Here is a 23,735-nt window from a genome sequence, read left to right as displayed (position 1 = left end):
ATGGACAAACTTCTGATTCGCGGCGGGCGTACGCTTCGCGGCGAGGTACGCATTTCCGGCGCCAAGAACGCCGCCCTGCCCGAACTGTGCGCGGCGCTGCTGACCGATCAGCCGGTCACGCTCCACAACGTGCCGCGGCTGAAAGACGTCGAGACCATGCTCAAGCTGGTCCACAACATGGGCGTGGTCGCCGATCGCGACGACAACGGGACGGTGCGCATCAACGCGCGCTCGCTCGAAGTTCCCGAGGCGCCGTACGAACTCGTCAAGACCATGCGCGCGTCGGTGCTCGCACTCGGCCCGCTGATCGCCCGCTTCGGGCGCGCCAAGGTGTCGTTGCCGGGCGGCTGTGCGATCGGATCGCGGCCGGTGGATCAGCACATCAAGGGCCTGCAGGCGATGGGCGCCGAGATCGTGGTCGAACACGGCTACATGATCGCGAGCATCGGCGGCGGCCGGAAGCGGCTGCACGGTGCGCGCATCACGACCGACATGGTGACCGTCACCGGCACCGAGAATTTCCTGATGGCCGCCGCACTGGCCGAGGGCGAGACGGTGCTCGAGAACGCCGCGCAGGAGCCCGAGATCACCGACCTGGCCGAAATGTTGATCTCGATGGGCGCGAAGATCGAAGGCCACGGCACCAGCCGCATCCGGATTCAGGGCGTGGAGAAGCTCGGTGGATGCACGCACCAGGTGGTCGCGGACCGCATCGAGGCGGGAACCTTCCTTTGCGCGGTGGCGGCGACCGGCGGCGATGTGATGCTGAAGCACGGCCGCACCGATCATCTCGATGCGGTGATCGAGAAACTGCGTGCCGCCGGTGCCGACGTCACCGGCACCGACGAAGGCATCCGCGTGCGGAGCCACGGACGCCTCAAGGCCCAGAGCTTCCGCACGACCGAATACCCGGGTTTCCCGACGGACATGCAGGCGCAGTTCATGGCGCTCAACGTGATCGCCGAGGGCACCTCGACGGTGACCGAGACGATCTTCGAGAACCGCTTCATGCACGTCGACGAGATGCTGCGCCTGGGCGCGCGCATCCAGACCGACGGCAAGGTGGCGGTGATCGAGGGCGTCTCGCAACTGTCGGGCGCGACCGTGATGGCGACCGATCTGCGCGCATCGGCAAGCCTCGTGATCGCCGGGCTCGTGGCCGACGGCGAGACGCTGGTCGATCGGATCTATCACCTCGATCGCGGCTACGACCGCATGGAGTCGAAGCTGCGCGGCATCGGCGCAGACATCGAGCGCGTGGCCGGCCCGGCCGAGGTGCAGCCATGATCACGCTTGCGCTCTCGAAGGGCCGGATCTTCGAGGAGACCATGCCGCTGCTCGCTGCCGCGGGCATCGAGGTGACCGAGGACCCCGACAAGTCGCGCAAGCTCATCCTGGCGACGACCCGCGCGGACGTTCGCGTCGTGCTGGTACGTGCATCGGACGTGCCGACCTACGTGCAGTACGGCGGCGCGGACCTGGGCGTGACCGGTCTGGACGTGCTGCTCGAGCACGGCAACCAGGGCCTGTACCAGCCGCTGGACCTGCGCATTGCCGCCTGCCGCCTGAGCGTGGCGGTGCGGGCCGACTACGACTATGCCTCCGCCGTGAAGCAGGGCTCTCGCATCAAGGTGGCGACCAAGTACGTCGGGCTCGCCCGCGACTTCTTCGCCAGCAAGGGCGTGCACGTCGACCTGATCAAGCTCTACGGCAGCATGGAGCTGGCGCCGCTGACGGGGCTCGCCGACGCCATCGTCGACCTGGTCTCGACCGGCAACACCCTCAAGGCCAATCACCTCGTCGAGGTCGAGCGCATCATGGACATCAGCGCGCGGCTGGTGGTCAACCAGGCGGCGCTGAAGCTCAAGCGCGAAGCGATCCGGCGTATCGTCGATGCGTTCGAGTCGGCCATTCCTTCTGCGTGACATTGCAATGAATCTGAAAGCCACCCCGCTGCGTCTGTCGACCGCAACGGCCACCTTCGAGGCAGAGTTCAAGGCGCGCCTGCATTGGTCCGCCGAGGCGGATGCGGCCATCGAGCAGGTGGTGGCCGATATCCTCGCGGACGTCCAGCGGCGCGGCGACGATGCGGTGCTCGAATACACGCGCCGGTTCGATCGGCTGGAGGCCGCCGGCATGGCTTCGCTGGAACTCACGGCCGCCGAACTTCGCGGCGCCTTCGAATCGCTGCCGGCCGAGCAGCGCAACGCACTCGAAGCGGCCGCAAGCCGGGTGCGCAGCTACCACGAGGCCCAGAAGAAGGCCAGCGGCGAAAGCTGGAGCTACCGTGACGCGGACGGCACCCTGCTCGGCCAGAAGGTCACGCCGCTGGACCGTGTCGGCATCTACGTGCCCGGCGGCAAGGCGGCCTATCCGTCGAGCGTGCTGATGAATGCCATCCCTGCGCATGTCGCGGGCGTGGGCGAGATCGTCATGGTCGTGCCGACGCCAGGCGGCGAGAAGAACCCGCTCGTCCTGGCCGCGGCGCACGTGGCCGGGGTGACCCGCGCCTTCACGATCGGCGGCGCGCAGGCGGTGGCGGCGCTGGCTTACGGCACCGCTGCGGTCCCGGCGGTCGACAAGATCACCGGGCCCGGCAACGCCTACGTGGCTGCGGCGAAGCGCCGGGTTTTCGGCACCGTCGGCATCGACATGATCGCGGGGCCGAGCGAAATCCTGGTGCTCGCCGACGGCACCACGCCGCCCGAGTGGGTCGCCATGGACCTCTTCAGCCAGGCCGAGCACGACGAACTCGCGCAGAGCATCCTGCTGTGCCCCGACGCAGGCTACATCGAGCGCGTGCAGCAGGAGATCGACCGGCTCTTGCCGTCGATGCCCCGCGCGGAAATCATCGCGGCCTCGCTGAACGGGCGCGGTGCGCTGATCCAGACGCGCAGCATGGAAGAGGCGTGCGAGATCAGCAACCGGATCGCGCCCGAGCACTTGGAGGTCAGCAGTCGAGAGCCGCACCGCTGGGAGCCGTTGCTCAAGCACGCGGGCGCGATCTTCCTGGGCGCCTTCACCAGCGAAAGCCTTGGCGACTACTGCGCGGGTCCCAATCACGTGCTGCCCACCAGCGGCACCGCGCGCTTCAGCTCGCCGCTGGGCGTCTATGACTTCCAGAAGCGATCGAGCCTCATCGAAGTCAGCGAAACCGGCGCCCAAGCCTTGGGGCGCGTCGCCGTGACTTTGGCAGAGGGCGAGGGCCTGACCGCCCACGCCGAAGCGGCGCGTATGCGGATCAGATAATGCTCACCCCCAGCCTCGCCCACTGCGTGTGGCTCGGACACCCCCTCTCCGGGGGCAACCCCAGCGGCCCGGCAAAGCCGGTTCCGCGGGGTTCCTGGCGACCGTTTGCATCGAAGCTGCTCTTTTTTGCAGCGGTGGCATTCGTCGGTGGGGCGCAGGCGATGTCGATCCGCGAGCTGCGCACGCTCGAGGCCAACGAGAAGGACGGCAAGGCCTACGCGAACTACTACCTGGTGGGTGTCATGGAAGGCTTGCGCGAAGCCAACGACGCCGACCAGCGCGCGGGGCTCAAGCCGCATTTCTGCGTCAACGGCCGGAAGCTGGAGCCGGCCATGGCGCGCTCGCTCTACCAGACCGAATTGACGCGCAACCCGGACAGCTACGAGGCGGACATGCCGGTGCAGCTGGTGCTTGCCGCCGCCCTGCGCAACAGCTATCGCTGCTCGCCCTGAACCGAATGACATCCACGACCCCGACGAACCGCGCACTCGGCCGCATCCGCGCCGACGTGCAATCGATGCACGCCTATGCCGTCCAGGATGCGCGCGGCATGCTCAAGCTCGATGCCATGGAGAACCCGCACGGCCTGCCGCCGGCGTTGCAGGTCGCGCTCGGCCAGCGTCTGGGGGCACTGGCGCTCAACCGCTACCCGGGTCCGCGCGGCGCCGACCTGCAGCGCGCCCTGGCCGAGTACGCCGCCATGCCGGAAGGCTTCTCGCTGATGCTCGGCAATGGCTCGGACGAGCTGATCTCGCTCCTGGCCATGGCCTGCGACCTGCCCGGTGCGGCCATCCTCGCGCCGGTTCCCGGCTTCGTGATGTACGCGATGAGCGCGCAGTTGCAGGGCCTGCGCTTCGTCGGCGTGCCGCTGACCGCCGACTTCGAGCTCGACGAACGCGCGATGCTGGAAGCCATCGCGCGCGAAAAGCCCGCCATCGTCTACCTGGCCTATCCGAACAATCCGACGGCGAATCTGTGGGACGACACCGCCATCGAGCGGATCGTGCAGGCGCAGGGCGAGCAGGGCGGCCTGGTCGTCATCGACGAGGCCTACCAGCCTTTCGCGGGCAAGAGCTACATCGACCGCGTGACGCGGCACCACCACGTCTTGCTGATGAGGACGCTGAGCAAGTTCGGCCTTGCCGGTGTCCGCCTCGGCTACCTGATGGGACCGACCGCGCTGGTTTCGGAGATCGACAAGGTACGGCCGCCCTACAACATCAGCGTTCTGAACTGCGAGTGCGCGCTGTTCGCGCTGGAGCACGCCGACGTGTTCGCCGAACAGGCGGCGGACATCCGCAGTCAGCGCGCCCGGATCTTCGAGGGCCTCGCACGGCTGCCCGCCGTGAAGAGCTGGGCGAGCGAGGCGAACATGATCCTGATCCGCGTGCCCGATGCCGCCAGGACTTTCGAGGGCATGAAGGCCGCCGGAGTGCTGGTCAAGAACGTTTCTAAAATGCACCCATTGCTCGCGAACTGCCTGCGGCTGACCGTCGGAACCGCCGACGAGAACGCGCGGATGCTCGCGGCACTGGAATCCTCACTATGAATACCCCCACGGCCCCTGAAGCAGTCGTCGCCGCCGGTGCGCGCACCGCATCCGTGACCCGCAACACGGCGGAGACGAAGATCACGGTCCACGTCAACCTCGACGGCACCGGCAAGGCAAATCTGTCGACTGGCATCGGCTTCTTCGACCACATGCTCGACCAGATCGCCCGCCACGGCCTGATCGATCTGGACATCGACTGCAAGGGCGACCTGCATATCGACGGCCACCACACGGTGGAAGACGTCGGCATCACGCTCGGGCAGGCAGTCGCGAAGGCGGTCGGCGACAAGAAGGGCATCCGCCGCTACGGGCACGCTTACGTGCCGCTCGACGAGGCGCTCAGCCGCGTGGTGATCGACTTTTCGGGCCGCCCCGGCCTGGTGATGGATGTGCCATTCACGAGCGGGATGCTCGGCACCTTCGACACGCAGCTCACGTCCGAGTTTTTCCACGGCTTCGTCAATCACGCGTTCGTCACGTTGCACATCGACAACCTGAAGGGCGTCAATGCGCACCACCAGTGCGAGACGGTGTTCAAGGCCTTCGCCCGGGCACTGCGTGCGGCGCTGGAACTCGATCCGCGTTCGGCGGGCGTCATTCCTTCCACCAAGGGATCGCTCTGAACCGGAACCGTTGCTGCGCGGAGACTCATCCATGACGAAGAACACTGTCGCCGTGATCGACTACGGCATGGGCAACCTGCGATCGGTATCGCAGGCGGTCCAGCATGCGGCCGATCAGGTCGGGGTGGAGGTGTTCGTCACCTCCGATCCTGACGTGGTCCGCCGCGCCACCCGCGTCGTGCTGCCGGGACAGGGTGCCATGCCCGATTGCATGCGCGAACTCCGCGACTCGGGGCTGCTCGACTCCGTGCTCGAGGCGGCAGCGAGCAAGCCGCTCTTCGGCGTGTGCGTCGGCATGCAGATGCTGCTGTCGCGCAGCGAAGAGGGGCCGACCGATGGGCTCGGGCTCATCCCGGGCGAGGTCAGGAAGTTCGAACTCGAGGGCCGCAGGCAGCCCGACGGCAGCCGCTACAAGGTTCCGCAGATGGGATGGAACCAGGTCGTGCAGACGGGACCGCATCCGGTATGGGCCGGCGTGTCGGACCAGAGCTACTTCTACTTCGTGCACAGTTTCTTCGCGAAGCCGGCCGACCGCGCGCACAGCGTCGGCGAGGCGGACTACGGCGAACGCTTTACCGCCGCCGTCGCACGCGATAATATTTTTGCCACCCAGTTCCACCCCGAAAAGAGCGCAGACCATGGGTTGCAGCTCTATCGAAACTTCCTCCACTGGAATCCTTGAGCCCATAGACGCATCGCCCGCCCGGCCCCGGTCGCGGATGGGCGCGCCGGATTCTGGGTACGATTCCGCCTTCCATTTCCTCACCCCGCTTCGATTTCCCGCGATTTCATCGCTCGTTCCAAGCACTCCTGCACCATGCTTCTCATTCCTGCGATCGACCTCAAAGATGGCCATTGCGTTCGCCTCAAGCAGGGCGACATGGACCAGTCGACCACGTTCAGCGAAGATCCCGCCGCGATGGCGCGCAAGTGGCTGGAGGCCGGAGCCAGGCGGCTGCACTTGGTCGACCTGAACGGGGCTTTTGCGGGCAAGCCGCAGAACCATGCGGCGATCAAGGCGATCCTGCGAGAGGTCGGCGAGGACATCCCCGTGCAACTGGGCGGCGGCATCCGTGACCTGGACACCATCGAGCGCTACATCGACGACGGTCTGCGCTATGTGATCATCGGCACTGCCGCGGTCAAGAACCCCGGCTTCCTCAAGGATGCGTGCAGCGCCTTCGGCGGCCACATCATCGTCGGCCTGGACGCCAAGGACGGCAAGGTGGCGACGGACGGCTGGAGCAAGCTGACCGGTCACGAAGTGGCCGACCTCGGCAAGAAGTTCGAGGACTACGGTGTCGAGTCGATCATCTACACCGACATCGGCCGCGACGGCATGCTCTCGGGCATCAACATCGATGCGACGGTGCGCCTGGCGCAGGCGCTCACGATTCCGGTCATCGCCTCGGGCGGGCTGTCGAACATGACCGACATCGAAAAGCTCTGCGCCATCGAGGACGAGGGCGTCGAGGGCGTGATCTGCGGCCGCGCGATCTATTCCGGCGATCTCGATTTCGCCGCCGCGCAGGCGCGAGCGGACGAACTGGCCGACGCGGCCTGACGCCTCAGCGGCTCATTCCGAGCGCACAGCCATCGTCTGGATGATGGTCTCGAGCTGAGGGCTCATCGGCAGGTTCAGCGCAGTGCCCGAAGGCAGCTTGCGCAGGAACCAGCGCTTGTACTGCCGCTCGATCTCGCCGTCTTCGGCGAGATCGTGGAAGGTGTCGTTGACGACCCGCGTCATCTGCGGATCGTCCTTCCGGTACATCACGCCATACGGGTCGTACGAAAGAAACTCGCCGACGACCTCGTAGTTGCTCTCGCCGTCGCCGCCGCCCCGGTCCTGTGCAATCAGGCCGTAGAGCAGCACGTCATCGGTTGCGAACGCCTCGGCCTTCCCGGACTTCACCAGCGCGAACGATTCGGCGTGGTCGCGCGAAACCAGCAGGTTCATGTTGATCTTGAAGCGGGCGGCGATGTCGCGCATCGTCTTCTCGTTGGTCGTGCCGCTGGTCACCGCGACGGCGCGGCCGCCCAGGTCCCGGAACGATTTGATCGGCGAATCCTTCCGCACCAGCAGCTTGGTGCCGGAGACGAAGATCGTCGGCGAGAACGCCACGCGCTTCTGCCGCTCGAGGTTGTTGGTGGTCGAGCCGCATTCGAGATCGACCTTCCCGCTGACTACCGCGTCGATGCGCGATTCGGCGGTCACCGGCACCCATCTCGTCGCGAGCGTCTTGTGCACCGCGTCGCTCATGGCCTCGATCAGCGCCTTGCAGAGTTCGATCGAGTAGCCGATCGGCTCGTTGCGCGGCGAGAGGAACGAGAAGGGGATCGACGATTCGCGGTAGCCGATGGTCACGGCGCCCGCGTCGCGCACCTTGGCGAGCGTGCCGCTGAGTGCCGCCGGCGTTGTCGGCGTCGGCTCGGTCTGCGCCGAAGCCTGCGGCACGATGCCGGCGAGGGCCGCCCACAGGATCCCGATGGTCGCCAGCGTCCGCACGATGGTCATGATCGGCCTCAGGCGTGCATCGGATTGGCGAGGGTGGCGGCGCTCTCCTTGTCCATGGAGCGCGCGTTGGCGTCTGCCTCGCTCTCGGACAGCAGCTCGCCTTCCCACTTGGCGACCACGGCGGTGGCGATCGAATTGCCCACCGCGTTGGTGGCCGAGCGGCCCATGTCCAGGAAGGTGTCCACGCCGAGGATCAGGAGCAGCCCGGCCTCGGGGATGTTGAACTGGTTCAGCGTCGCCGCGATCACCACCAGGGAGGCGCGCGGCACGCCGGCCATTCCCTTGGAGGTCAGCATCAGGATCAGCAGCATCGTGAACTGGGTGGCGATCGACAGATGGATGTCGTAGGCCTGCGCGATGAAGAGCACTGCGAAGGTGCAATACATCATCGAGCCGTCCAGGTTGAATGAATAACCCATCGGCATCACGAAACTGGAGATCTTGCGCTTCACGCCGAAGCGGTCGAGCGCCACCAGGATCTTCGGGTACGCCGCTTCCGAACTGGCGGTGGCGAACGACAGCAGGAAGGGCTCGCGGATGTACTGCAGCAGTTTCACGATGCGCGGGCCGAGAAAGATGAACCCGGCCAGGGCCAGCAGGCCCCACAGCAGGAAGAGGCTCAGATAGAAGCCGCCCATGAACACCGCGAACTTGATCAGGATGTCCAGGCCGTTGACCGCCACCGTCGCGGCCATGGCGGCCAGCACCGCGAGCGGCGCCAGCTTCATCACGTAGCCGGTGATCTTGAGCATGGCGTGCGACAGCTCGTCGATCGAGGCGACCAGCGTCTTGCCTTTTTCGCCGAGCGAGGCGAGCGCGACGCCGAAGAACATTGAGAACACGACGATCTGCAGGATCTCGTTGTTGGCGAGCGCCTCCACGAACGATCTGGGCACCATGTGGGCGATGAAATCCTTCAGCGTGAACTTGGAGGTCGCGAGATTCGCCGAGGCCCCGATGTCGGGCAGCGGCAGCCCCAGGTTGTGCCCCGGCTGCAGCAGGTTGGCCATGACCAGGCCCAGCACCAGCGAGACCAGCGACGCGGTGATGAACCACCCCAGGGCCTTGCCGAAGACCCGCCCCACCGATGCGGCGTCCCCCATATGCGCGATGCCCACCACCAGCGTGGAGAACACCAGCGGGCCGATCAGCATCTTGATGAGCCGCAGGAACACGTCGGAGACGATCGAGATATAGCCCGCGATTTCCGCCGCTGTTCGCTTGTTCGGGAAACTCACGAAGACCATGTAGCCCACGATGATCCCGATCACCATCGCGATCAGGATCCAGGCGGCGGGCGGCAGCTTTCTTCTCATGGCTACTCCTCGTGATGGCGACCGGCGAGTCGCTCCTGGCCGACGACCCGCATTCGCGAGCGTCTGCCAATGAGATTTCAAGCGAAAACAGAGCCGGCTGCAATCCCGACCCGGGCCAATCCTAGAATCGGGCCATGTCTGTCCAAACGTCGATCTTTCGAGGCCAACCTGTGGTGCGCTTCTCGCTGCCCGGCGGCGACAGTTGCATGGTGGCCCTGCATGGTGCTCACGTCCTGTCGTGGATCACCGCCGATGGCGTGGAGCGGCTCTATCTCAGCCCCGATGCGCGCTTCGACGGCCAGAGCGCCATTCGCGGCGGCGTGCCGATCTGCTGGCCGCAGTTCAACATGCGCGGTTCCCTGCCCAAGCACGGTTTCGTGCGCAATGTCGCCTGGCACGCGGAATCGGTCGAGGTGAACGGCAAGCACGCTATCGCCACCCTTTCGCTGCACGACGATGCCGCGATGCGTGCGATCTGGCCGCATTCGTTTCGAGCGCGTCTTGTCGTCGCGCTCGCACCGCATTCGTTGCGGATCGCGTTGACGATCGACAACACCGGCAGCGGGCCGTGGTCGTTCGCCGCGGCGTTGCATTCCTATCTTCGCGTCGACGATGTCACGGCAGCCGGGCTCGAGGGCCTCCAGGGTGCCAACCGCTGGGATGCCGTGCGCGACGACCGGCATGTCGAGGTCGCTCAGGCGCTGCGTTTCGGCAGCGAATTCGACAGCGTCTATGCGTCACCCGCAGGGCCCCTGCGACTCGTGCAGCCGTCCGGCACGCTCGAAATCTCCCAGAGCGCCAGCTGCACCGAAACCGTGGTGTGGAACCCGGGGCCTGTGCTGAGCGCCAAGCTCGACGACCTGCCGGATGACGGCTGGCGCCATATGCTGTGTGTCGAGGCCGCGCGCATCGACGAGTCCGTGCTGCTGGCGCCCGGCGCGCAGTGGCAGGGCTGGCAGCAGCTCACCGTCTCCTGAATCCTTGCTCCTCTATCTCCCATGCTTGCCAAACGCATCATCCCCTGCCTCGACGTCACCGGCGGCCGTGTCGTCAAGGGCGTCAATTTCGTCGAGTTGCGGGATGCCGGCGACCCGGTCGAGATCGCTGCCCGCTACAACGCGCAGGGCGCCGACGAGCTCACCTTCCTCGACATCACGGCGACCAGCGACGACCGGGACCTGATCCTGCCCATCATCGAGGCCGTCGCCTCGCAGGTGTTCATTCCGCTGACCGTCGGCGGTGGCGTCCGGACGGTCGCGGACGTGCGCCGGCTCTTGAATGCCGGCGCCGACAAGACCAGCTTCAATTCGGCCGCGATCGCCAATCCGCAGGTCATCGAGGATGCCTCGCGGAAATACGGGGCGCAGTGCATCGTGGTGGCCATCGATGCCAAGCGCCGCAGCGCCGAGGATGCCGCGACCCGCGGGCCCGGCTGGGACGTCTACAGCCATGGCGGCCGCAAGAACACCGGCCTCGACGCAGTGCAGTGGGCGGTCGAAATGGCGCGCCGCGGCGCCGGCGAGATCCTGCTGACAAGCATGGACCGCGACGGCACGAAGAGCGGCTTCGACCTCGAACTCACCCGGGCGGTGAGTGACGCGGTCAGCGTTCCCGTGATCGCCTCCGGCGGCGTCGGCAGCCTGGCGCACCTGGCGGACGGCATCCAGATCGGCGGCGCCGATGCGGTGCTGGCGGCCAGCATCTTCCACTACGGCGAATTCACCGTCGGCGAGGCCAAGGCGCAGATGGCCGCGCGCGGCATTCCCGTACGGCAGTAACCGATCGCCGGCGGTGTGACATCCATTCCGCCGACAATAGCCCGATGGACTGGTTGGACGAAGTGAAATGGGACGCGAACGGCCTCGTGCCGGTCATCGCGCAGGAACGTGGCAGCAACGACGTGCTGATGTTCGCGTGGATGAACCGCGAGGCGCTGGCCAAGACGGCGGAAACCGGCCGTGCCGTGTATTTCAGCCGCTCGCGCGCCAAGCTCTGGTTCAAGGGCGAGGAATCGGGCCACGTGCAGACCGTGCACGAAATCCGCCTCGACTGCGACAACGATGTCGTGCTGCTCAAGGTTACGCAACTTGGCCATGAGCCGGGCATCGCCTGCCACACCGGCCGTCACAGCTGCTTCTTCAGCAAGTACGAGAATGGCCGCTGGGTCGTGGCAGAACCGGTCCTGAAAGACCCCGCATCGATCTACACACCCACCCCAAGATGAGCACCGACACCTCCGGGCGGAATGCCGAGGACGCGCTGGCGCGCCTCGCCGCCGTCATCGAAAGCCGCCTGCCCGCACGCGGCGGCGACCCCGACAAAAGCTACGTGGCCCGGCTGCTCCACCGCGGCCCGGATGCGTTCCTCAAGAAGATCGGCGAGGAAGCGACCGAGGTCGTGATGGCCGCGAAAGACGCCGACCATGGCGGCGACCGCACGAAACTGGTGAACGAAGTCGCCGATCTGTGGTTCCACAGCATGATCGCCTTGGCGCACTACGGCTTCGCGCCGAGCGACGTGGTGGCGGAGCTCGAGCGCCGCGAAGGCACCAGCGGCATCGAGGAAAAGGCTCTGCGTAAGGCAGAGGCGCGCGATGCTTCGAACGATTGAGAGGACGCCATGCCCAACGACATCGTCACCGTGGACCCCGATGACTCCCTCAAGACCTGGGGCTGGGTCAGCTACATCCTGCACCTGGTGGTGGCCGTGGGCGCCGTGCTGCCGGGCGCGCAGGCCTCCATCGGGCTCTTGCTGATCGCACTCGTCATCGATCTGGTCAAGCGGGACGATGCCGCGGGCACCTGGCAGGCGTCGCATTTCAGCTGGCGCATCCGCTCCGTGCTGTGGGCCGGCCTGCTGTACCTGCTGACTTCCTGGCTGTGGCTGCTTCTTTTCCTGCCGGGCTGGGCGGCCTGGGCGCTGATTTCCCTCTGGTTCCTCTATCGCATCGTCAAGGGGATGGTGCAAATGAATGCGGGCCGATCCATGGAGCCATCGAATGTCCTCTGATCCCAACTGCATCTTCTGCAAGATCATCGAAGGGAAGATTCCCTCCCGGAAGGTCTACGAGGATGAGGAGCTTTTTGCCTTCCACGACATCGCGCCGTGGGCGCCGGTGCACTTCATGATCGTGCCCAAGCACCATGTGCCCTCGATGGCCCAGGTGACTTCGGACGACGCCCCGCTGCTCGGGAAGATCATGACGCTGGCGCCGAAGCTCGCGGTAGAGCAGGGCTGCAGGCCGTATCCGGAGGGCGGTTTCCGCATCGTGGTGAATACCGGGGCGGAAGGTGGCCAGGAAGTCCAGCATCTGCATGTCCACGTCATGGGCGGCCCGCGGCCATGGCTGAGAGGCTGATATCCGTCCCGTCGAGCGGCATTTGCGCCCCGACTAAAATTGTTCACATTCTTCAGGAGTAATCCATGGGCTCTCTTTCCATCTGGCACTGGCTGATCGTGCTGCTGGTCGTCGTGATGATTTTCGGCACCAAGAAGCTTCGCAACATGGGGTCAGACCTCGGCGGCGCAGTCAAGGGTTTCAAGGACGGCATGAAGGACGGCGCTGCGCCCGAAACGCCGCCGGCCCCGAGCGCACAGGTCACCAACAACGCGGCGGCCGACAAGTCGACGATCGACGTCGAAGCACGTCAGAAGTCCTGATCGACGCCTGTCCGTGATCGATCTCGGGATCTCCAAGCTGGCGCTGATCGGCGCGATTGCGCTGATCGTGCTCGGACCGGAAAAGCTTCCGCGCGTGGCGCGCACCGTCGGCACCTTGCTCGGCAAGGCGCAGCGTTACGTGAACGATGTCAAGGCCGAGGTCAATCGTTCGATGGACCTCGACGAACTTCGCAAGATGAAGGATACGGTGCAGGATGCCGCCCGCGAGGTGGAGCACAGCATCCATTCCGGGGCCAGCGAACTCGAAAAGCAGTTTTCCGACATCGGCCAGTCGTCCTCCGAAGCGATCGACGCGCCGCCGGTCTACCCCCAGTACAAGCATCCGCGCAAGAACTGGCGCCTGAAGCAGGGCGCCACGCCGCAGTGGTACAAGTCTCGCAACGGCGTGCGCACCAAGGCGCTCTCAGGCGCGGCGCGCGTGGCGCGCTACCGCCCCCACAAGATCAACTAGCTCCGGCGTGATCAGGTCGCGCCCCGCGCGCCCCGAATTCCCGACCGCGCCCCCACATGGCCGACCCCACAGACAAGAACAAAGAAGACGAACTGGCTGGTACCGAACAGCCCTTCGTCCAACACCTGATGGAGCTGCGGGATCGCCTGCTCTATTGCCTCTATGGTCTTGCGGTGGCCGGCGTCCTGCTCGCGATCTGGCCGGGCCCCAGCGGGCTGATCGACCTGATCGCGGTGCCGATCCGTGCGCATATGCCGCACGACGCGAAGCTGATCGCGATCGGCGTCTTCTCGCCGTTCTTCGTGCCGCTGAAGGTGCTGTTGATGACGGCGGTGCTGCTCGCCCTGCCGTGGCTCATGTACCAGTGCTGGATGTTCGTGGCGCCGGGCCTCTACAGCCACGAAAAGCGCTTTGCGCTGCCGCTGATCATCTTCGGCAGCCTGCTGGCCTATGCCGGCATCGCCTTCGTCCAGTTCTTCGTGCTGGACAAGATGTTCGGCTTCATCCAGAAATTCACGCCGGCTGCGGTCGCGGCCACGCCTGACATCGCCTCCTACGTCGAGGCGATTCTTTCGCTCTACATCGCCTTCGGCGTGGCGTTCCAGGTGCCGATCGTGGTGATGCTGCTGGTGCGCTTCGAGATGGTCACGATCGAGAAGCTGCGCTCCTTCCGCGGCTATTTCATCGTCGTCGCGTTCGTCGTCGCGGCGGTGCTGACCCCGCCGGACGTCGTGTCGCAACTGGCGCTGGCCATCCCGATGTGCCTGCTGTACGAGGTGGGCATCATCGGGGCGCGCTACTTCACCAAGTACAGCAAGGCGCCGGAAGAAAGCGCCGATTCCGCCCAGTCCTGAGCGGATCGCCGGATCGCTATTCCGTCTGGTCCGGCGCGCGGCGGATCTGCGACTTCGGCCGTGAACCTGGCGTCACGTCCAGTTCCAGCTTGTCCCCGCCGCGCTGCAGAGCGAAGCGGGTGGCATTGCCCGGCCTGAGCCCGGCGACGGCGGTCAGAAGTTCCTGAACATTGCCCACGTTCTTCTCGCCGACGCCGGTGATGACGTCGCCGGGCCGCACGCCGGCCTTGGCAGCCGGGCCGTTCTGCAGCACGCCGGTGATGATCACGCCCGAATTGGCTTTCACGCCGAAGGTCTCGGCCAATTCCGGCGAAAGATCGTTCGGCTCCACCCCGATCCAGCCGCGGGTGACGCGCCCGGACTTCACGATGTCCTCGAGCACCTGCTTGGCCGTCGAGACCGGGATGGCGAACCCGATCCCCATGCTGCCGCCGGAGCGGGAATAGATCGCGGTGTTGATTCCCTCGAGGTTTCCGTTCACGTCGATCAGCGCGCCGCCCGAATTGCCGGGGTTGATCGCCGCGTCGGTCTGGATGAAGTTCTCGAAGGTGTTGATGCCGAGCTTGTTGCGGCCCAGTGCCGACACGATGCCGCTCGTGACGGTCTGGCCGACACCGAACGGGTTGCCGATGGCGAGCACCTGATCGCCGACCTGCAGCGCATCGGAGTTGCCAAGGACGACCACCGGGAGCTTGTCGAGTTCGATCTTGAGGACCGCCAGGTCCGTCTCGGGGTCGGTCCCGATCACTTTCCCCCGCGCGTGGCGCCCGTCGTTGAGCGTGACGTCGATCTCGTCCGCGCCCTCCACGACATGGTTGTTGGTCAGGATGTATCCCTCGGCGCTCACGATGACGCCGCTGCCGAGTCCGACCTGAGGCTGGTCCGTCCCCTGGTCGCCGAAGAAGAAGCGGAACCAGGGGTCGTTGTTGCGCGGATTGAGCTGCGCAGCCTTGCTGGTGTTGATGCTCACCACGGCGGGGGACGCCTTCTTCGCCGCGGCGCTCAGGCTGCCGGGCGCGACAGTCTGGGGGACGGGCGGTGCTTCGACCACCGAAACGACGCCGCCGAGCGAACGGGCCCGCTTGTCGAGCCACTCGGGTTTGAGTGTGGCGACCACGAAATAGGCCGCGAGGAGGACGGTGACGGCCTGTGAAAACAGCAACCAGGTGCGTTTCATGAAAAAGCAGAGAAAACGGTGAAAGCAAGCGCCGTTCATGCGGCGCCAAAACGTCGATTGTCCCTCAGTCATTCGGTCGAACTGGCGGCTGCAGGCGCTGAGTTCATCCCTATGAAAGTCAAGAAATAAGGGAAAACCCTAAAATGACGGCGCTTGCAGCCGGGTGCCCTACAAGGATCTCTTCGGCGCGGCGCGCGCAAGACCCTGCAGCGAGAAGCCGCCTACGCAAGAGTCCTGGCCTCGGTCCGCCGAGGGCCGATCTCTCCGGTTTCTCTTCGTTCGCCCATGACTGCACAAGCTCTAGCCCCTGGCGCCTCGGCGTCATCCGCTGCCGCTCCCTCACGCCCGCTCGACGTCCGTGATTACAAGACGCTGGCGCTGTCGGCGCTCGGCGGCACGCTCGAGTTCTACGACTTCGTCATCTACGTCTTCTTCGCCACGGTGATTGGCGCGCTTTTCTTTCCGGTCGACATGCCGGACTGGCTGCGCCAGCTCCAGACCTTCGGCATCTTCGCGGCGGGCTATCTGGCGCGGCCGCTGGGCGGCATCGTGATCGCGCATTTCGGCGACAAGGTCGGCCGCAAGCGGATGTTCTCGCTCTCGATCTTCCTGATGGCGGCGCCGACGCTCGTCATCGGCCTCCTGCCCACCTACGCCAGCATCGGCGTGGCTGCCCCGCTGCTGTTGCTCGCGATGCGGGTGCTGCAAGGCGCCGCGATCGGCGGCGAAATGCCCGGCGCCTGGGTCTTCGTGGCCGAGCATGTGCCGGCGCGCCGCTATGGCTTCGGCGTGGGCACGCTGACGTCGGGCATCACGGGCGGGATCCTGCTGGGCTCGCTCGTGGCGGTGGCTATCAACAGGCACTACTCGACGGCCGAGGTGGCCGGGTTTGCCTGGCGGATTCCGTTCATCCTGGGCGGGGTCTTCGGGCTGGTGTCGGTCTATCTGCGACGCTTTCTCCACGAGACGCCGGTCTTCCGGGAACTCGCGGATCGACGCAACGTCGCGCGTGAACTTCCCCTCAAGACCGTGCTGCGCGAGCATCGCGGCGCGAGCGTGTTCGTGGCGTTGCTGACGTGGGTGCTTTCCGCCGCGATCGTGGTGGTGGTTCTGTACACGCCCACCTACCTGCAGAAGGTTCATCACGTGCCGGCCACGCTCGCGCTCGAGGCGAACGCGGTGGTCACGCTGATGCTCACGCTCGGCTGTATCGTGGTCGGCTGGGCATCGGATCGCATCGGCACGCGCGCGGTCATGCTGATCGGCTGGGGCGGTCTTTTCGTCACGACCTACCTGTTCTACACGAGTCTGCCCGGCACACCGGGATCGCTCGTGTGGCACTACGGGCTGGTGGGCTTCTTCGTAGGCACCATCGCGACGGTGCCGATCGCCGGCGTCCGGGCTTTCCCTGCGGCGGTGCGCTTCACGGGGCTTTCGTTCGCCTACAACATGTCGTATGCCATCTTCGGCGGCCTCACACCGGTGGTCCTCACGCTGTGGCTGGAGAAGGATCCGATGGCGCCCGCGCACTATGTCGGCCTGCTGGCGGCGCTGGGCTTCGTGCTCGGCCTGTTGCCCCTTGCAACACGCGGCCATGCGATGCGAGGCGTCCCGGCCGGGTCCACAATGGCGCAATGAGTACGACCCGCCACGAACTCCTTCACGCATTCGATCTTCTGCTGGCTCCCGAACGATTCAAGGACTACGGACCCAACGGCCTGCAGGTCGAGGGTCGCACCACGGTCCGCAAGATCGTCTCCGGCGTGACCGCGAGCCGCGCATTGATCGAAGCCGCGATCCACGCCGAAGCCGATGCGATCTTCGTGCACCACGGGCTGTTCTGGCGCGGACAGGATGGCCGTGTGACGGGGTGGATGCGGCAGCGCCTGGGTCTGCTGCTCGGCGATGACGTCAACCTGTTCGCCTACCACCTGCCGCTGGATGCGCATCCCGAACTCGGCAACAACGCGCAGCTGGGCGACAGGCTGGGGCTGGCGGCACACGCCGGCTCGACCGGGCGCTTCGGCGAGCAGGAGCTTGGCTTTCTCGGCGCGCGGGCCAACGGCGAGTCTTTTGCGAGCGCGAAGGCACTGGCCGCACATGTGGAAAAGGCGCTGGGCAAGTCGGTCACGCTCGTGGAGGGCGCGGCTCGGCCGATCAGAAACATCGCATGGTGCACCGGCGGCGCGCAGGGCTACTTCGAGGCCGCGATCGCCGCCGGTGCGGATGCCTTCATCACGGGCGAGATCTCCGAACCCCAGGCCCATTACGCGCGCGAGATGGGCGTCGCGTTCCTCGCCTGCGGGCACCATGCGACCGAGCGCTACGGCGCGCCGGCGGTGGCGGGCCATGTGGCGCAGCAACTGGGGCTCGCGCACGAATTCATCGATATCGACAACCCCGCCTGAGCACCGTGTCGCTTCCCATCGCCGTCACCTTGGGTGACCCTGCGGGCATCGGTCCCGAGACCATCGTCAAGGCGTTCCGTGATGCGGGCGAGCACATGCGCGGATGCTTCGTCGCTGGCGATGTCGCTCTTGTACGGCGCGCCGCACGATGGCTTGCGGCGCCCGGTGCTCTCGCACTACCTGTTGCCGAGATCGAATCGCTTGCGGATGTGGCCGAAGTACCGCCGAACTGCGTGCCGGTGCTGCAAGTGGTGGAGGCGGCAGACGCGTCCATTCCGCTCGGCGAGATCAGTGCCTCCGCAGGACGGATCGCAGGCGATTGCGTCGTCTGGGCTGCGCGCGCCGCCCTGCGTGGCGACATTGCGGCCATGGTGACCGCGCCCCTGCACAAGGAAGCGCTGGCCGCGGCCGGCTTCAGCTTTCCTGGTCACACGGAACTGCTCCAAGCCGAGGCCGCTACGCATCTCGGCCGGCCGGTTTCCGACGTGCCGGTAAGGATGATGCTCGCCAACGACGAATTGCGGACCGTGCTCGTGAGCATCCATATGTCGCTGCGCCAGGCCATCGATGCGGTGACGTTCGAGGGTGTTCTGGAGACGCTGCGGATCACGCACCGTTCGTTGACTGCAGTGCTGGGCAGGCCACCGAAAATCGGTGTCGCGGGCCTCAACCCTCATGCAGGGGAGGGTGGCCTCTTCGGCACCGAGGAACACGACATCATTGCGCCTGCCGTCGCGGTCGCGCGGAAAGACGGCATCGATGCGGATGGTCCGCACGCGCCGGACACCATCTTCATGCGCGCGCGCAACGGCGAGTTCGATGTGGTGGTCGCGATGTATCACGACCAGGGTCTGATTCCCGTGAAGTACCTGGGCGTGGAGAAGGGCGTCAACGTGACGCTGGGATTGCCGCTGGTGCGCACGAGTCCCGATCATGGGACGGCGTTCGATATCGCGGGGACCGGCCGCGCCGATGCGTCGAGCCTGATCGAGGCGGTTCGTATGGCGCGTTCGCTCTCAGGCGAAGCGGCGAAAGCGGATTGAGTTTCGCCGCGGCGTCGATCAGCGCTGCTTGAGGCTGTCGCGGATCTCGCGCAGCAGCACGATATCTTCCGGTGTCGCTGGCGGCGGTGCTTCTTGCGTCTTCCGCAGCCTGTTGATTTGCTTGACCATCAAGAAAATGATGAAGGCAAGAATCGCGAAGTTGACCGCGACGGTGATGAAATTGCCGTAGGCCAGCACCGGGACGTTGGCCTTCTTCAGTTCCACCAGCGTATCGGCCACATTTGGCGGTTTGGGTCCGAGCAGGATATAGAGATTCGAGAAATCGAGCCTGCCGAACACCAGCCCAACGATCGGCATGATGATGTCGCCCACCAAGGATTCGACGATCTTGCCGAAGGCGCCACCGATGATCACGCCGACCGCGAGGTCGATCACGTTGCCCTTGACGGCGAATTCACGAAACTCCTTGAGAAAGCTCATGTGGGTACCTCTGTCCGGAATTGCGAAAGGCTGGTCAGTATAGGGCCGTGTTTGATCGGGATTAATACGAACGCAATGTGTCGCTTATGCGCGTCTCTTTGCATTGAATTCGCGATTTACGCTCCGCTACAATCGTTGGTTGACCCCAAGACCTTAGCGAAGAACATTGAGGATCCCCCATGAGTGATAGCGCAGCCGGCCACGCCCGGGTTGACACCAGCAAGCGGACGTGGTTGATCGCATCGGGTTGTGCAGGAGCTGTGGGCGGAGTGGCTGTCGCCGTGCCGTTCGTCAGCACTTTCCAGCCATCCGAAAGAGCCAAGGCTGCCGGCGCTCCGGTAGAGGTTGACATCGGCGGCCTTCAGCCGGGCGAGAAGATGACCGTCGAATGGCGCGGCAAGCCGGTGTGGATCCTCAAGCGCACGCCCGAGCAGCTCGCCGAACTGCCCAAGCTCGATCCGCTGCTCGCCGATCCGCAGTCCAAGCGCAATCCGGACGAATTCACGCCCCCTTACGCGCGCAACGAGCACCGCTCGATCAAGCCAGAGATACTGGTGGTCGTCGGTATCTGCACGCACCTCGGATGCTCTCCGACAGACAAGTTGCAGGCCGGCCCCCAGCCCTCGCTGCCCGATAACTGGCAAGGTGGCTTCCTGTGCCCGTGCCATGGCTCCACCTTCGACCTTGCGGCACGGGTCTTCAAGAACAAGCCGGCGCCGGACAATCTGCCAGTCCCTCCCCACATGTACCTCTCCGACACCCGCCTCCTGATCGGCGAAGACAAGAAGGCTTGAGGAGAACGACATGGCTGACTTCAAGGAAATCTCCCCCAACGCACCAGCGAACGAGAAGCTCCTCAACTGGGTCGACAACCGCTTCCCGTTGACCAAGCTCTGGGAAGACCAGTGGGGCAAGTACTACGCGCCCAAGAACTTCAACTTCTGGTACATCTTCGGCTCGCTCGCGATGCTGGTCCTGGTGATCCAGATCGTGACCGGCATCTTCCTCGTGATGCACTACAAGCCCGACGCCGCGCTCGCCTTCGCGTCGGTGGAGTACATCATGCGCGACGTGCCCTGGGGTTGGCTGATCCGGTACATGCACTCCACGGGCGCGTCGGCGTTCTTCATCGTGGTGTACCTGCACATGTTCCGCGGCCTCATCTACGGAAGCTACCGCAAGCCGCGCGAACTGATCTGGATCTTCGGTTGCGCCATCTTCCTCTGCCTGATGGCCGAGGCCTTCATGGGCTACCTGCTGCCGTGGGGCCAGATGAGCTACTGGGGCGCTCAGGTGATCGTCAATCTGTTCTCCGCCATTCCGTTCATCGGTCCGGACCTCGCGATCCTGATCCGCGGCGACTACGTGGTGAGCGACGCGACCCTCAACCGCTTCTTCAGCTTCCACGTGATCGCGGTGCCGCTGGTGCTGCTGGGCCTGGTGGTCGCTCACCTGATCGCGCTGCACGAAGTGGGCTCGAACAACCCGGACGGCATCGAGATCAAGGCCAAGCGCGGGCCCGATGGTCATCCGCTGGACGGCATCCCGTCGCACCCCTACTACACGGTGCACGACATCTTCGGCACGGTGGTGTTCCTCACGATCTTCTCGGCGGTGATCTTCTTCGCGCCCGAGGCCGGTGGCTACTTCCTCGAGTACAACAACTTCATTCCGGCCGATTCGCTGAAGACGCCGAACCACATCGCGCCGGTGTGGTACTTCACGCCGTTCTATTCGATGCTTCGCGCCATCACGAGCGAGATGATGTATGCGCTCATCGCGTGCGTTGTCGCAGGCGCCGCGTTCGGCGTGTGGAAGACGCGCATCCCATCGATCTTCAAGGGGCTGATCGTCGTGGTCGCCGTCGGTGTCGCGGCAATGATGCTGTCGATCGACGCCAAGTTCTGGGGCGTGGTCGTCATGGGCGGCGCCGTCATCATCCTGTTCTTCCTGCCGTGGCTGGATCACAGCCCGGTGAAGTCGATCCGCTACCGTCCGGGCTGGCACAAGTACATGTACGGCATCTTCGTGATCAACTTCGTGGTTCTCGCCTACCTCGGCGTGCAGCCGCCATCGCCTGTCGGCGAACGGGTGTCGCAGGTCGGGACGCTGTTCTACTTCGGCTTCTTCCTGCTGATGCCATGGTGGAGTCGTCTGGGCGAATTCAAGCCGGTCCCTGAGCGCGTGACTTTCGCGGCCCACTGACCGGGAGAACACAAGAATGAAGAAACTGATCCTCACGTTGATTGCGGCGCTTGGTTTCGTGGCGGGCGCGCATGCCGCTGAAGAAGCCATCCCCTGGGACAAGGCGCCGAACCGCACGACCGACCTGGCGGCGCTGCAGAACGGCGCGAAGCTCTTCGTCAACTACTGCCTCAATTGCCATTCGGCGGCGTTCATGCGCTACAACCGATTGCAGGACCTCGGTATCACCGAGCAGCAGATCAAGGACAACCTGCTGTTCGCGACCGACAAGGTCGGTGAAACCATGAAGGCCAACATCGATCCGCGCCAGGCAAAGGAGTGGTTCGGCGGCATTCCGCCTGATCTGACGCTGGTCGCCCGGTCGCGCGCCGGACACGGCGGCAGCGGCGCCGACTACCTCTACACCTACCTGCGCACCTTCTATCGCGACGAAACGAAGGCCACGGGCTGGAACAACCTGGCATTCCCGAGCGTCGCGATGCCGCATGTGCTGTGGGAACTGCAGGGCGAGCGCCGGCCGATCTTCGACAAGGTCGAATCGCACGGCCACGAGGTCGAAGTGTTCAAGGGCTGGGAGCAGATCACGCCCGGAACCATGACGCCAGTCCAGTACGACCAGGCCGTCGGCGACCTCGTCAGCTACATGCAATGGATGGCCGAGCCGGCGCAGAACACACGTGTCCGCGTGGGCGTCTGGGTGCTGCTGTTCCTTGTCATGGCAGTGGTCTTTGTTTGGCGCTTGAATGCCGCGTACTGGAAAGACGTCAAGTAACGCCATGCCGATCGGGCGCCCCGCGCGCCTGGTCCCGCAGAGTGGGTTGCGTACGCGACCCACTCTTTTTGATTTTTAGGAGCCTTTCGCCATGATGGTCTTGTATTCGGGAACGACCTGCCCTTTTTCTCACCGCTGCCGTTTCGTGCTGTTCGAAAAGGGCATGGATTTCGAGATTCGCGACGTCGATCTCTACAACAAGCCGGAAGACATCAGCGTGATGAATCCGTACGGGCAGGTGCCGATCCTCGTGGAGCGCGACCTGATCCTGTACGAGTCGAACATCATCAACGAGTACATCGACGAGCGCTTCCCGCATCCGCAACTGATGCCGGGCGATCCGGTCGACCGCGCGCGCGTGCGCCTGTTCCTGCTCAACTTCGAGAAGGAACTGTTCGTGCACGTTTCGACGCTTGAGAACCGCAGCTCCAAGGGCAATGAAAAGGCCCTCGAAAAGGCCCGTTCGCACATCCGCGACCGCCTGACGCAGCTCGCACCCGTGTTCCTCAAGAACAAGTACATGCTGGGCGACAATTTCTCGATGCTCGACGTCGCGATCGCCCCGCTGCTGTGGCGCCTGGACTACTACGGCATCGACCTCAGCAAGAACGCGGCGCCGCTTTTGAAGTACGCTGAACGCATCTTTTCCCGTCCGGCCTACATCGAAGCACTGACCCCGTCCGAAAAGGTCATGCGGAAGTGAAACGCTGGCGAAGCCGGTCATGATCAACGCGCTCGAATCGTCCTCGACACGCCCGTATCTCATTCGGGCTTTGTATGAATGGTGCACGGACAACGGCTTCACGCCGTATGTCGCGGTCCAGGTCGACGACACGGTCCAGGTCCCGCGCGAGTACGTCAAGAACGGCGAAATCGTGCTGAACATCAGTTTCGACGCGACGAGCTCGCTGAATCTCGGCAACGAGTTCATCGAATTCAAGGCGCGTTTCGCGGGCACTGCGCGGGAGATCATCGTGCCGGTCAGCCGCGTGATCGCGATCTATGCGCGCGAGAACGGGCAGGGGATGGCGTTCCCCGCGCCGGTACCGGTCCAGCCGTCCGAGGCCAATCCGGGCGCTGCGGCGCCGGTCTCCCCGCCCGCGACCACGTCGCCGCGCGCGCCGTTGCGAGATGCCACGCGAGTGTCGGAAGGCGATCCTGGGCGGGGGGTCGTCCATCTGGTCACGGGCGAAGGTGCGGAGGAAACCGTCGAAGCCGGTTCTGCGCCGACCCAACCCGAGGACCCGCCGCGGCCGCCCGCCGGGGGCGGATCCCGCCCCTCGCTGAAGCGGATCAAGTGAGGTCGGCGCAAGTTTGCGATCGCTAGAATCCCCTTCTTCGCCGCTTTAGCTCAGTTGGTAGAGCAACCGCCTTGTAAGCGGTAGGTCGTCAGTTCGATTCCGACAAGCGGCACCATTCAGAAGCCCCGGGCAGGCCTGCCCTCCGGG

Annotated in this window: 29 protein-coding genes and 1 tRNA gene; 26 read left to right on the top strand and 4 right to left on the bottom strand. The window is 65.1% G+C overall.

What is annotated here, in order from left to right; all coding sequences use genetic code 11:
• The 8 genes from murA (at position 1) to hisA (ending at position 6,988) form a co-directional block, all read left to right on the top strand.
• Positions 1–1,287, top strand: coding sequence for a UDP-N-acetylglucosamine 1-carboxyvinyltransferase (gene murA / locus WKW77_RS22375; RefSeq protein WP_340359074.1), 1,287 nt, complete (start codon positions 1–3; stop codon positions 1,285–1,287).
• Positions 1,284–1,925, top strand: a complete 642-nt coding sequence (gene hisG, locus WKW77_RS22370; protein ID WP_340359073.1) for an ATP phosphoribosyltransferase — start codon at positions 1,284–1,286, stop codon at positions 1,923–1,925. Before murA ends, hisG begins: the two co-directional genes overlap by 4 nt.
• A 7-nt stretch (positions 1,926–1,932) precedes the next feature.
• Complete coding sequence (hisD, locus tag WKW77_RS22365; RefSeq protein ID WP_340359072.1) at positions 1,933–3,249, top strand: histidinol dehydrogenase; 1,317 nt, start codon at positions 1,933–1,935, stop codon at positions 3,247–3,249.
• Positions 3,250–3,383: 134 nt separating this feature from the next.
• A complete protein-coding gene (locus WKW77_RS22360; RefSeq protein WP_340359071.1) occupies positions 3,384–3,701 on the top strand; it encodes a Rap1a/Tai family immunity protein in 318 nt (105 codons plus the stop codon).
• 5 nt (positions 3,702–3,706) lie between these two features.
• On the top strand, positions 3,707–4,798 hold the full coding sequence (hisC, locus tag WKW77_RS22355; protein ID WP_340359070.1) for a histidinol-phosphate transaminase: 1,092 nt from the start codon (positions 3,707–3,709) through the stop codon (positions 4,796–4,798).
• Complete coding sequence (gene hisB / locus WKW77_RS22350; protein WP_340359069.1) at positions 4,795–5,424, top strand: imidazoleglycerol-phosphate dehydratase HisB; 630 nt, start codon at positions 4,795–4,797, stop codon at positions 5,422–5,424. Before hisC ends, hisB begins: the two co-directional genes overlap by 4 nt.
• A gap of 31 nt (positions 5,425–5,455) precedes the next feature.
• Positions 5,456–6,106, top strand: coding sequence for an imidazole glycerol phosphate synthase subunit HisH (gene hisH / locus WKW77_RS22345; RefSeq protein WP_340359068.1), 651 nt, complete (start codon positions 5,456–5,458; stop codon positions 6,104–6,106).
• 135 nt (positions 6,107–6,241) lie between these two features.
• Positions 6,242–6,988: a 1-(5-phosphoribosyl)-5-[(5-phosphoribosylamino)methylideneamino]imidazole-4-carboxamide isomerase gene (gene hisA / locus WKW77_RS22340; protein ID WP_340359067.1), complete on the top strand. Its 747-nt coding sequence runs from the start codon at positions 6,242–6,244 to the stop codon at positions 6,986–6,988.
• Positions 6,989–7,000: 12 nt separating this feature from the next.
• On the opposite strand, the gene WKW77_RS22335 is transcribed toward hisA, so the two are convergent.
• Together WKW77_RS22335 and WKW77_RS22330 are read right to left on the bottom strand one after the other, a co-directional pair.
• Positions 7,001–7,939 (bottom strand): amino acid ABC transporter substrate-binding protein, encoded by a 939-nt coding sequence (locus WKW77_RS22335; RefSeq protein WP_340359066.1) that lies wholly within the window; start codon positions 7,937–7,939, stop codon positions 7,001–7,003.
• An 8-nt stretch (positions 7,940–7,947) separates the two neighbouring features.
• Positions 7,948–9,255, bottom strand: coding sequence for a dicarboxylate/amino acid:cation symporter (locus WKW77_RS22330; protein ID WP_340359065.1), 1,308 nt, complete (start codon positions 9,253–9,255; stop codon positions 7,948–7,950).
• Positions 9,256–9,389: 134 nt separating this feature from the next.
• Between WKW77_RS22330 and WKW77_RS22325 the strand changes: the two genes are divergently transcribed.
• From WKW77_RS22325 to tatC, 9 genes are all read left to right on the top strand, one after another.
• Positions 9,390–10,232, top strand: coding sequence for a D-hexose-6-phosphate mutarotase (locus WKW77_RS22325; protein ID WP_340359064.1), 843 nt, complete (start codon positions 9,390–9,392; stop codon positions 10,230–10,232).
• A 21-nt stretch (positions 10,233–10,253) separates the two neighbouring features.
• Positions 10,254–11,033, top strand: a complete 780-nt coding sequence (gene hisF / locus WKW77_RS22320; protein ID WP_088955887.1) for an imidazole glycerol phosphate synthase subunit HisF — start codon at positions 10,254–10,256, stop codon at positions 11,031–11,033.
• A 44-nt stretch (positions 11,034–11,077) separates the two neighbouring features.
• Positions 11,078–11,479: a phosphoribosyl-AMP cyclohydrolase gene (hisI, locus tag WKW77_RS22315; RefSeq protein WP_340359063.1), complete on the top strand. Its 402-nt coding sequence runs from the start codon at positions 11,078–11,080 to the stop codon at positions 11,477–11,479.
• The gene (locus WKW77_RS22310) at positions 11,476–11,865 is read left to right on the top strand and encodes a phosphoribosyl-ATP diphosphatase (RefSeq protein ID WP_340359062.1); all 390 of its coding nucleotides are present in this window, start codon (positions 11,476–11,478) and stop codon (positions 11,863–11,865) included. Before hisI ends, WKW77_RS22310 begins: the two co-directional genes overlap by 4 nt.
• Positions 11,866–11,874: 9 nt before the next feature.
• Positions 11,875–12,264: a DUF4870 family protein gene (locus WKW77_RS22305; protein ID WP_340359061.1), complete on the top strand. Its 390-nt coding sequence runs from the start codon at positions 11,875–11,877 to the stop codon at positions 12,262–12,264.
• Positions 12,254–12,613: a histidine triad nucleotide-binding protein gene (locus tag WKW77_RS22300; RefSeq protein ID WP_340359060.1), complete on the top strand. Its 360-nt coding sequence runs from the start codon at positions 12,254–12,256 to the stop codon at positions 12,611–12,613. The genes WKW77_RS22305 and WKW77_RS22300 overlap by 11 nt, the downstream gene beginning before the upstream one ends.
• Before the next feature lie 65 nt (positions 12,614–12,678).
• Positions 12,679–12,915 (top strand): Sec-independent protein translocase subunit TatA, encoded by a 237-nt coding sequence (gene tatA / locus WKW77_RS22295; RefSeq protein WP_340359059.1) that lies wholly within the window; start codon positions 12,679–12,681, stop codon positions 12,913–12,915.
• A gap of 13 nt (positions 12,916–12,928) precedes the next feature.
• Positions 12,929–13,387: a Sec-independent protein translocase protein TatB gene (gene tatB / locus WKW77_RS22290; protein ID WP_340359058.1), complete on the top strand. Its 459-nt coding sequence runs from the start codon at positions 12,929–12,931 to the stop codon at positions 13,385–13,387.
• A gap of 56 nt (positions 13,388–13,443) precedes the next feature.
• The gene (gene tatC / locus WKW77_RS22285) at positions 13,444–14,241 is read left to right on the top strand and encodes a twin-arginine translocase subunit TatC (RefSeq protein WP_340359057.1); all 798 of its coding nucleotides are present in this window, start codon (positions 13,444–13,446) and stop codon (positions 14,239–14,241) included.
• A gap of 16 nt (positions 14,242–14,257) precedes the next feature.
• Here tatC and WKW77_RS22280 read toward each other — a convergent pair whose 3' ends face one another.
• The gene (locus WKW77_RS22280; protein ID WP_340359056.1) at positions 14,258–15,418 is read right to left on the bottom strand and encodes a S1C family serine protease; all 1,161 of its coding nucleotides are present in this window, start codon (positions 15,416–15,418) and stop codon (positions 14,258–14,260) included.
• Positions 15,419–15,703: 285 nt separating this feature from the next.
• Between WKW77_RS22280 and WKW77_RS22275 the strand changes: the two genes are divergently transcribed.
• The 3 genes from WKW77_RS22275 to pdxA are packed head-to-tail and all read left to right on the top strand — an operon-like array spanning position 15,704 to position 18,869.
• The gene (locus tag WKW77_RS22275; RefSeq protein WP_340359055.1) at positions 15,704–17,056 is read left to right on the top strand and encodes an MFS transporter; all 1,353 of its coding nucleotides are present in this window, start codon (positions 15,704–15,706) and stop codon (positions 17,054–17,056) included.
• Positions 17,053–17,826 carry a Nif3-like dinuclear metal center hexameric protein gene (locus WKW77_RS22270; RefSeq protein ID WP_340359054.1) on the top strand — a complete coding sequence of 258 codons (774 nt, stop codon included), beginning with the start codon at positions 17,053–17,055 and terminating at the stop codon, positions 17,824–17,826. The genes WKW77_RS22275 and WKW77_RS22270 overlap by 4 nt, the downstream gene beginning before the upstream one ends.
• A 5-nt stretch (positions 17,827–17,831) precedes the next feature.
• A complete protein-coding gene (gene pdxA / locus WKW77_RS22265; RefSeq protein WP_340359053.1) occupies positions 17,832–18,869 on the top strand; it encodes a 4-hydroxythreonine-4-phosphate dehydrogenase PdxA in 1,038 nt (345 codons plus the stop codon).
• An 18-nt stretch (positions 18,870–18,887) separates the two neighbouring features.
• On the opposite strand, the gene mscL is transcribed toward pdxA, so the two are convergent.
• On the bottom strand, positions 18,888–19,310 hold the full coding sequence (gene mscL / locus WKW77_RS22260; RefSeq protein ID WP_340359052.1) for a large conductance mechanosensitive channel protein MscL: 423 nt from the start codon (positions 19,308–19,310) through the stop codon (positions 18,888–18,890).
• A 179-nt stretch (positions 19,311–19,489) separates the two neighbouring features.
• On the opposite strand from mscL, the gene petA reads away from it, so the two are divergent.
• The 6 genes from petA to WKW77_RS22230 all read left to right on the top strand — a co-directional run bounded on the left by petA (position 19,490) and on the right by WKW77_RS22230 (position 23,703).
• Entirely contained in the window at positions 19,490–20,104 is a 615-nt protein-coding gene (petA, locus tag WKW77_RS22255) for a ubiquinol-cytochrome c reductase iron-sulfur subunit (protein WP_340359051.1), read from the top strand.
• Between the two features lie 10 nt (positions 20,105–20,114).
• Entirely contained in the window at positions 20,115–21,515 is a 1,401-nt protein-coding gene (locus WKW77_RS22250) for a cytochrome b (protein ID WP_340359050.1), read from the top strand.
• 16 nt (positions 21,516–21,531) lie between these two features.
• Positions 21,532–22,287, top strand: coding sequence for a cytochrome c1 (locus WKW77_RS22245; RefSeq protein WP_340359049.1), 756 nt, complete (start codon positions 21,532–21,534; stop codon positions 22,285–22,287).
• A gap of 91 nt (positions 22,288–22,378) precedes the next feature.
• Positions 22,379–22,990: a glutathione S-transferase N-terminal domain-containing protein gene (locus tag WKW77_RS22240; protein ID WP_088955903.1), complete on the top strand. Its 612-nt coding sequence runs from the start codon at positions 22,379–22,381 to the stop codon at positions 22,988–22,990.
• Between the two features lie 19 nt (positions 22,991–23,009).
• Positions 23,010–23,588, top strand: a complete 579-nt coding sequence (locus tag WKW77_RS22235) for a ClpXP protease specificity-enhancing factor (RefSeq protein ID WP_340359048.1) — start codon at positions 23,010–23,012, stop codon at positions 23,586–23,588.
• 39 nt (positions 23,589–23,627) lie between these two features.
• Positions 23,628–23,703: transfer RNA gene (locus tag WKW77_RS22230), tRNA-Thr, on the top strand.
• The last annotated feature ends 32 nt before the right edge of the window (positions 23,704–23,735 follow it).

The sequence above is a fragment of the Variovorax ureilyticus genome (genome assembly GCF_037889935.1).
Taxonomy (GTDB): Bacteria; Pseudomonadota; Gammaproteobacteria; order Burkholderiales; family Burkholderiaceae_C; genus Variovorax; species Variovorax ureilyticus.
This window is presented reverse-complemented; position numbering and strand designations above follow the sequence as displayed.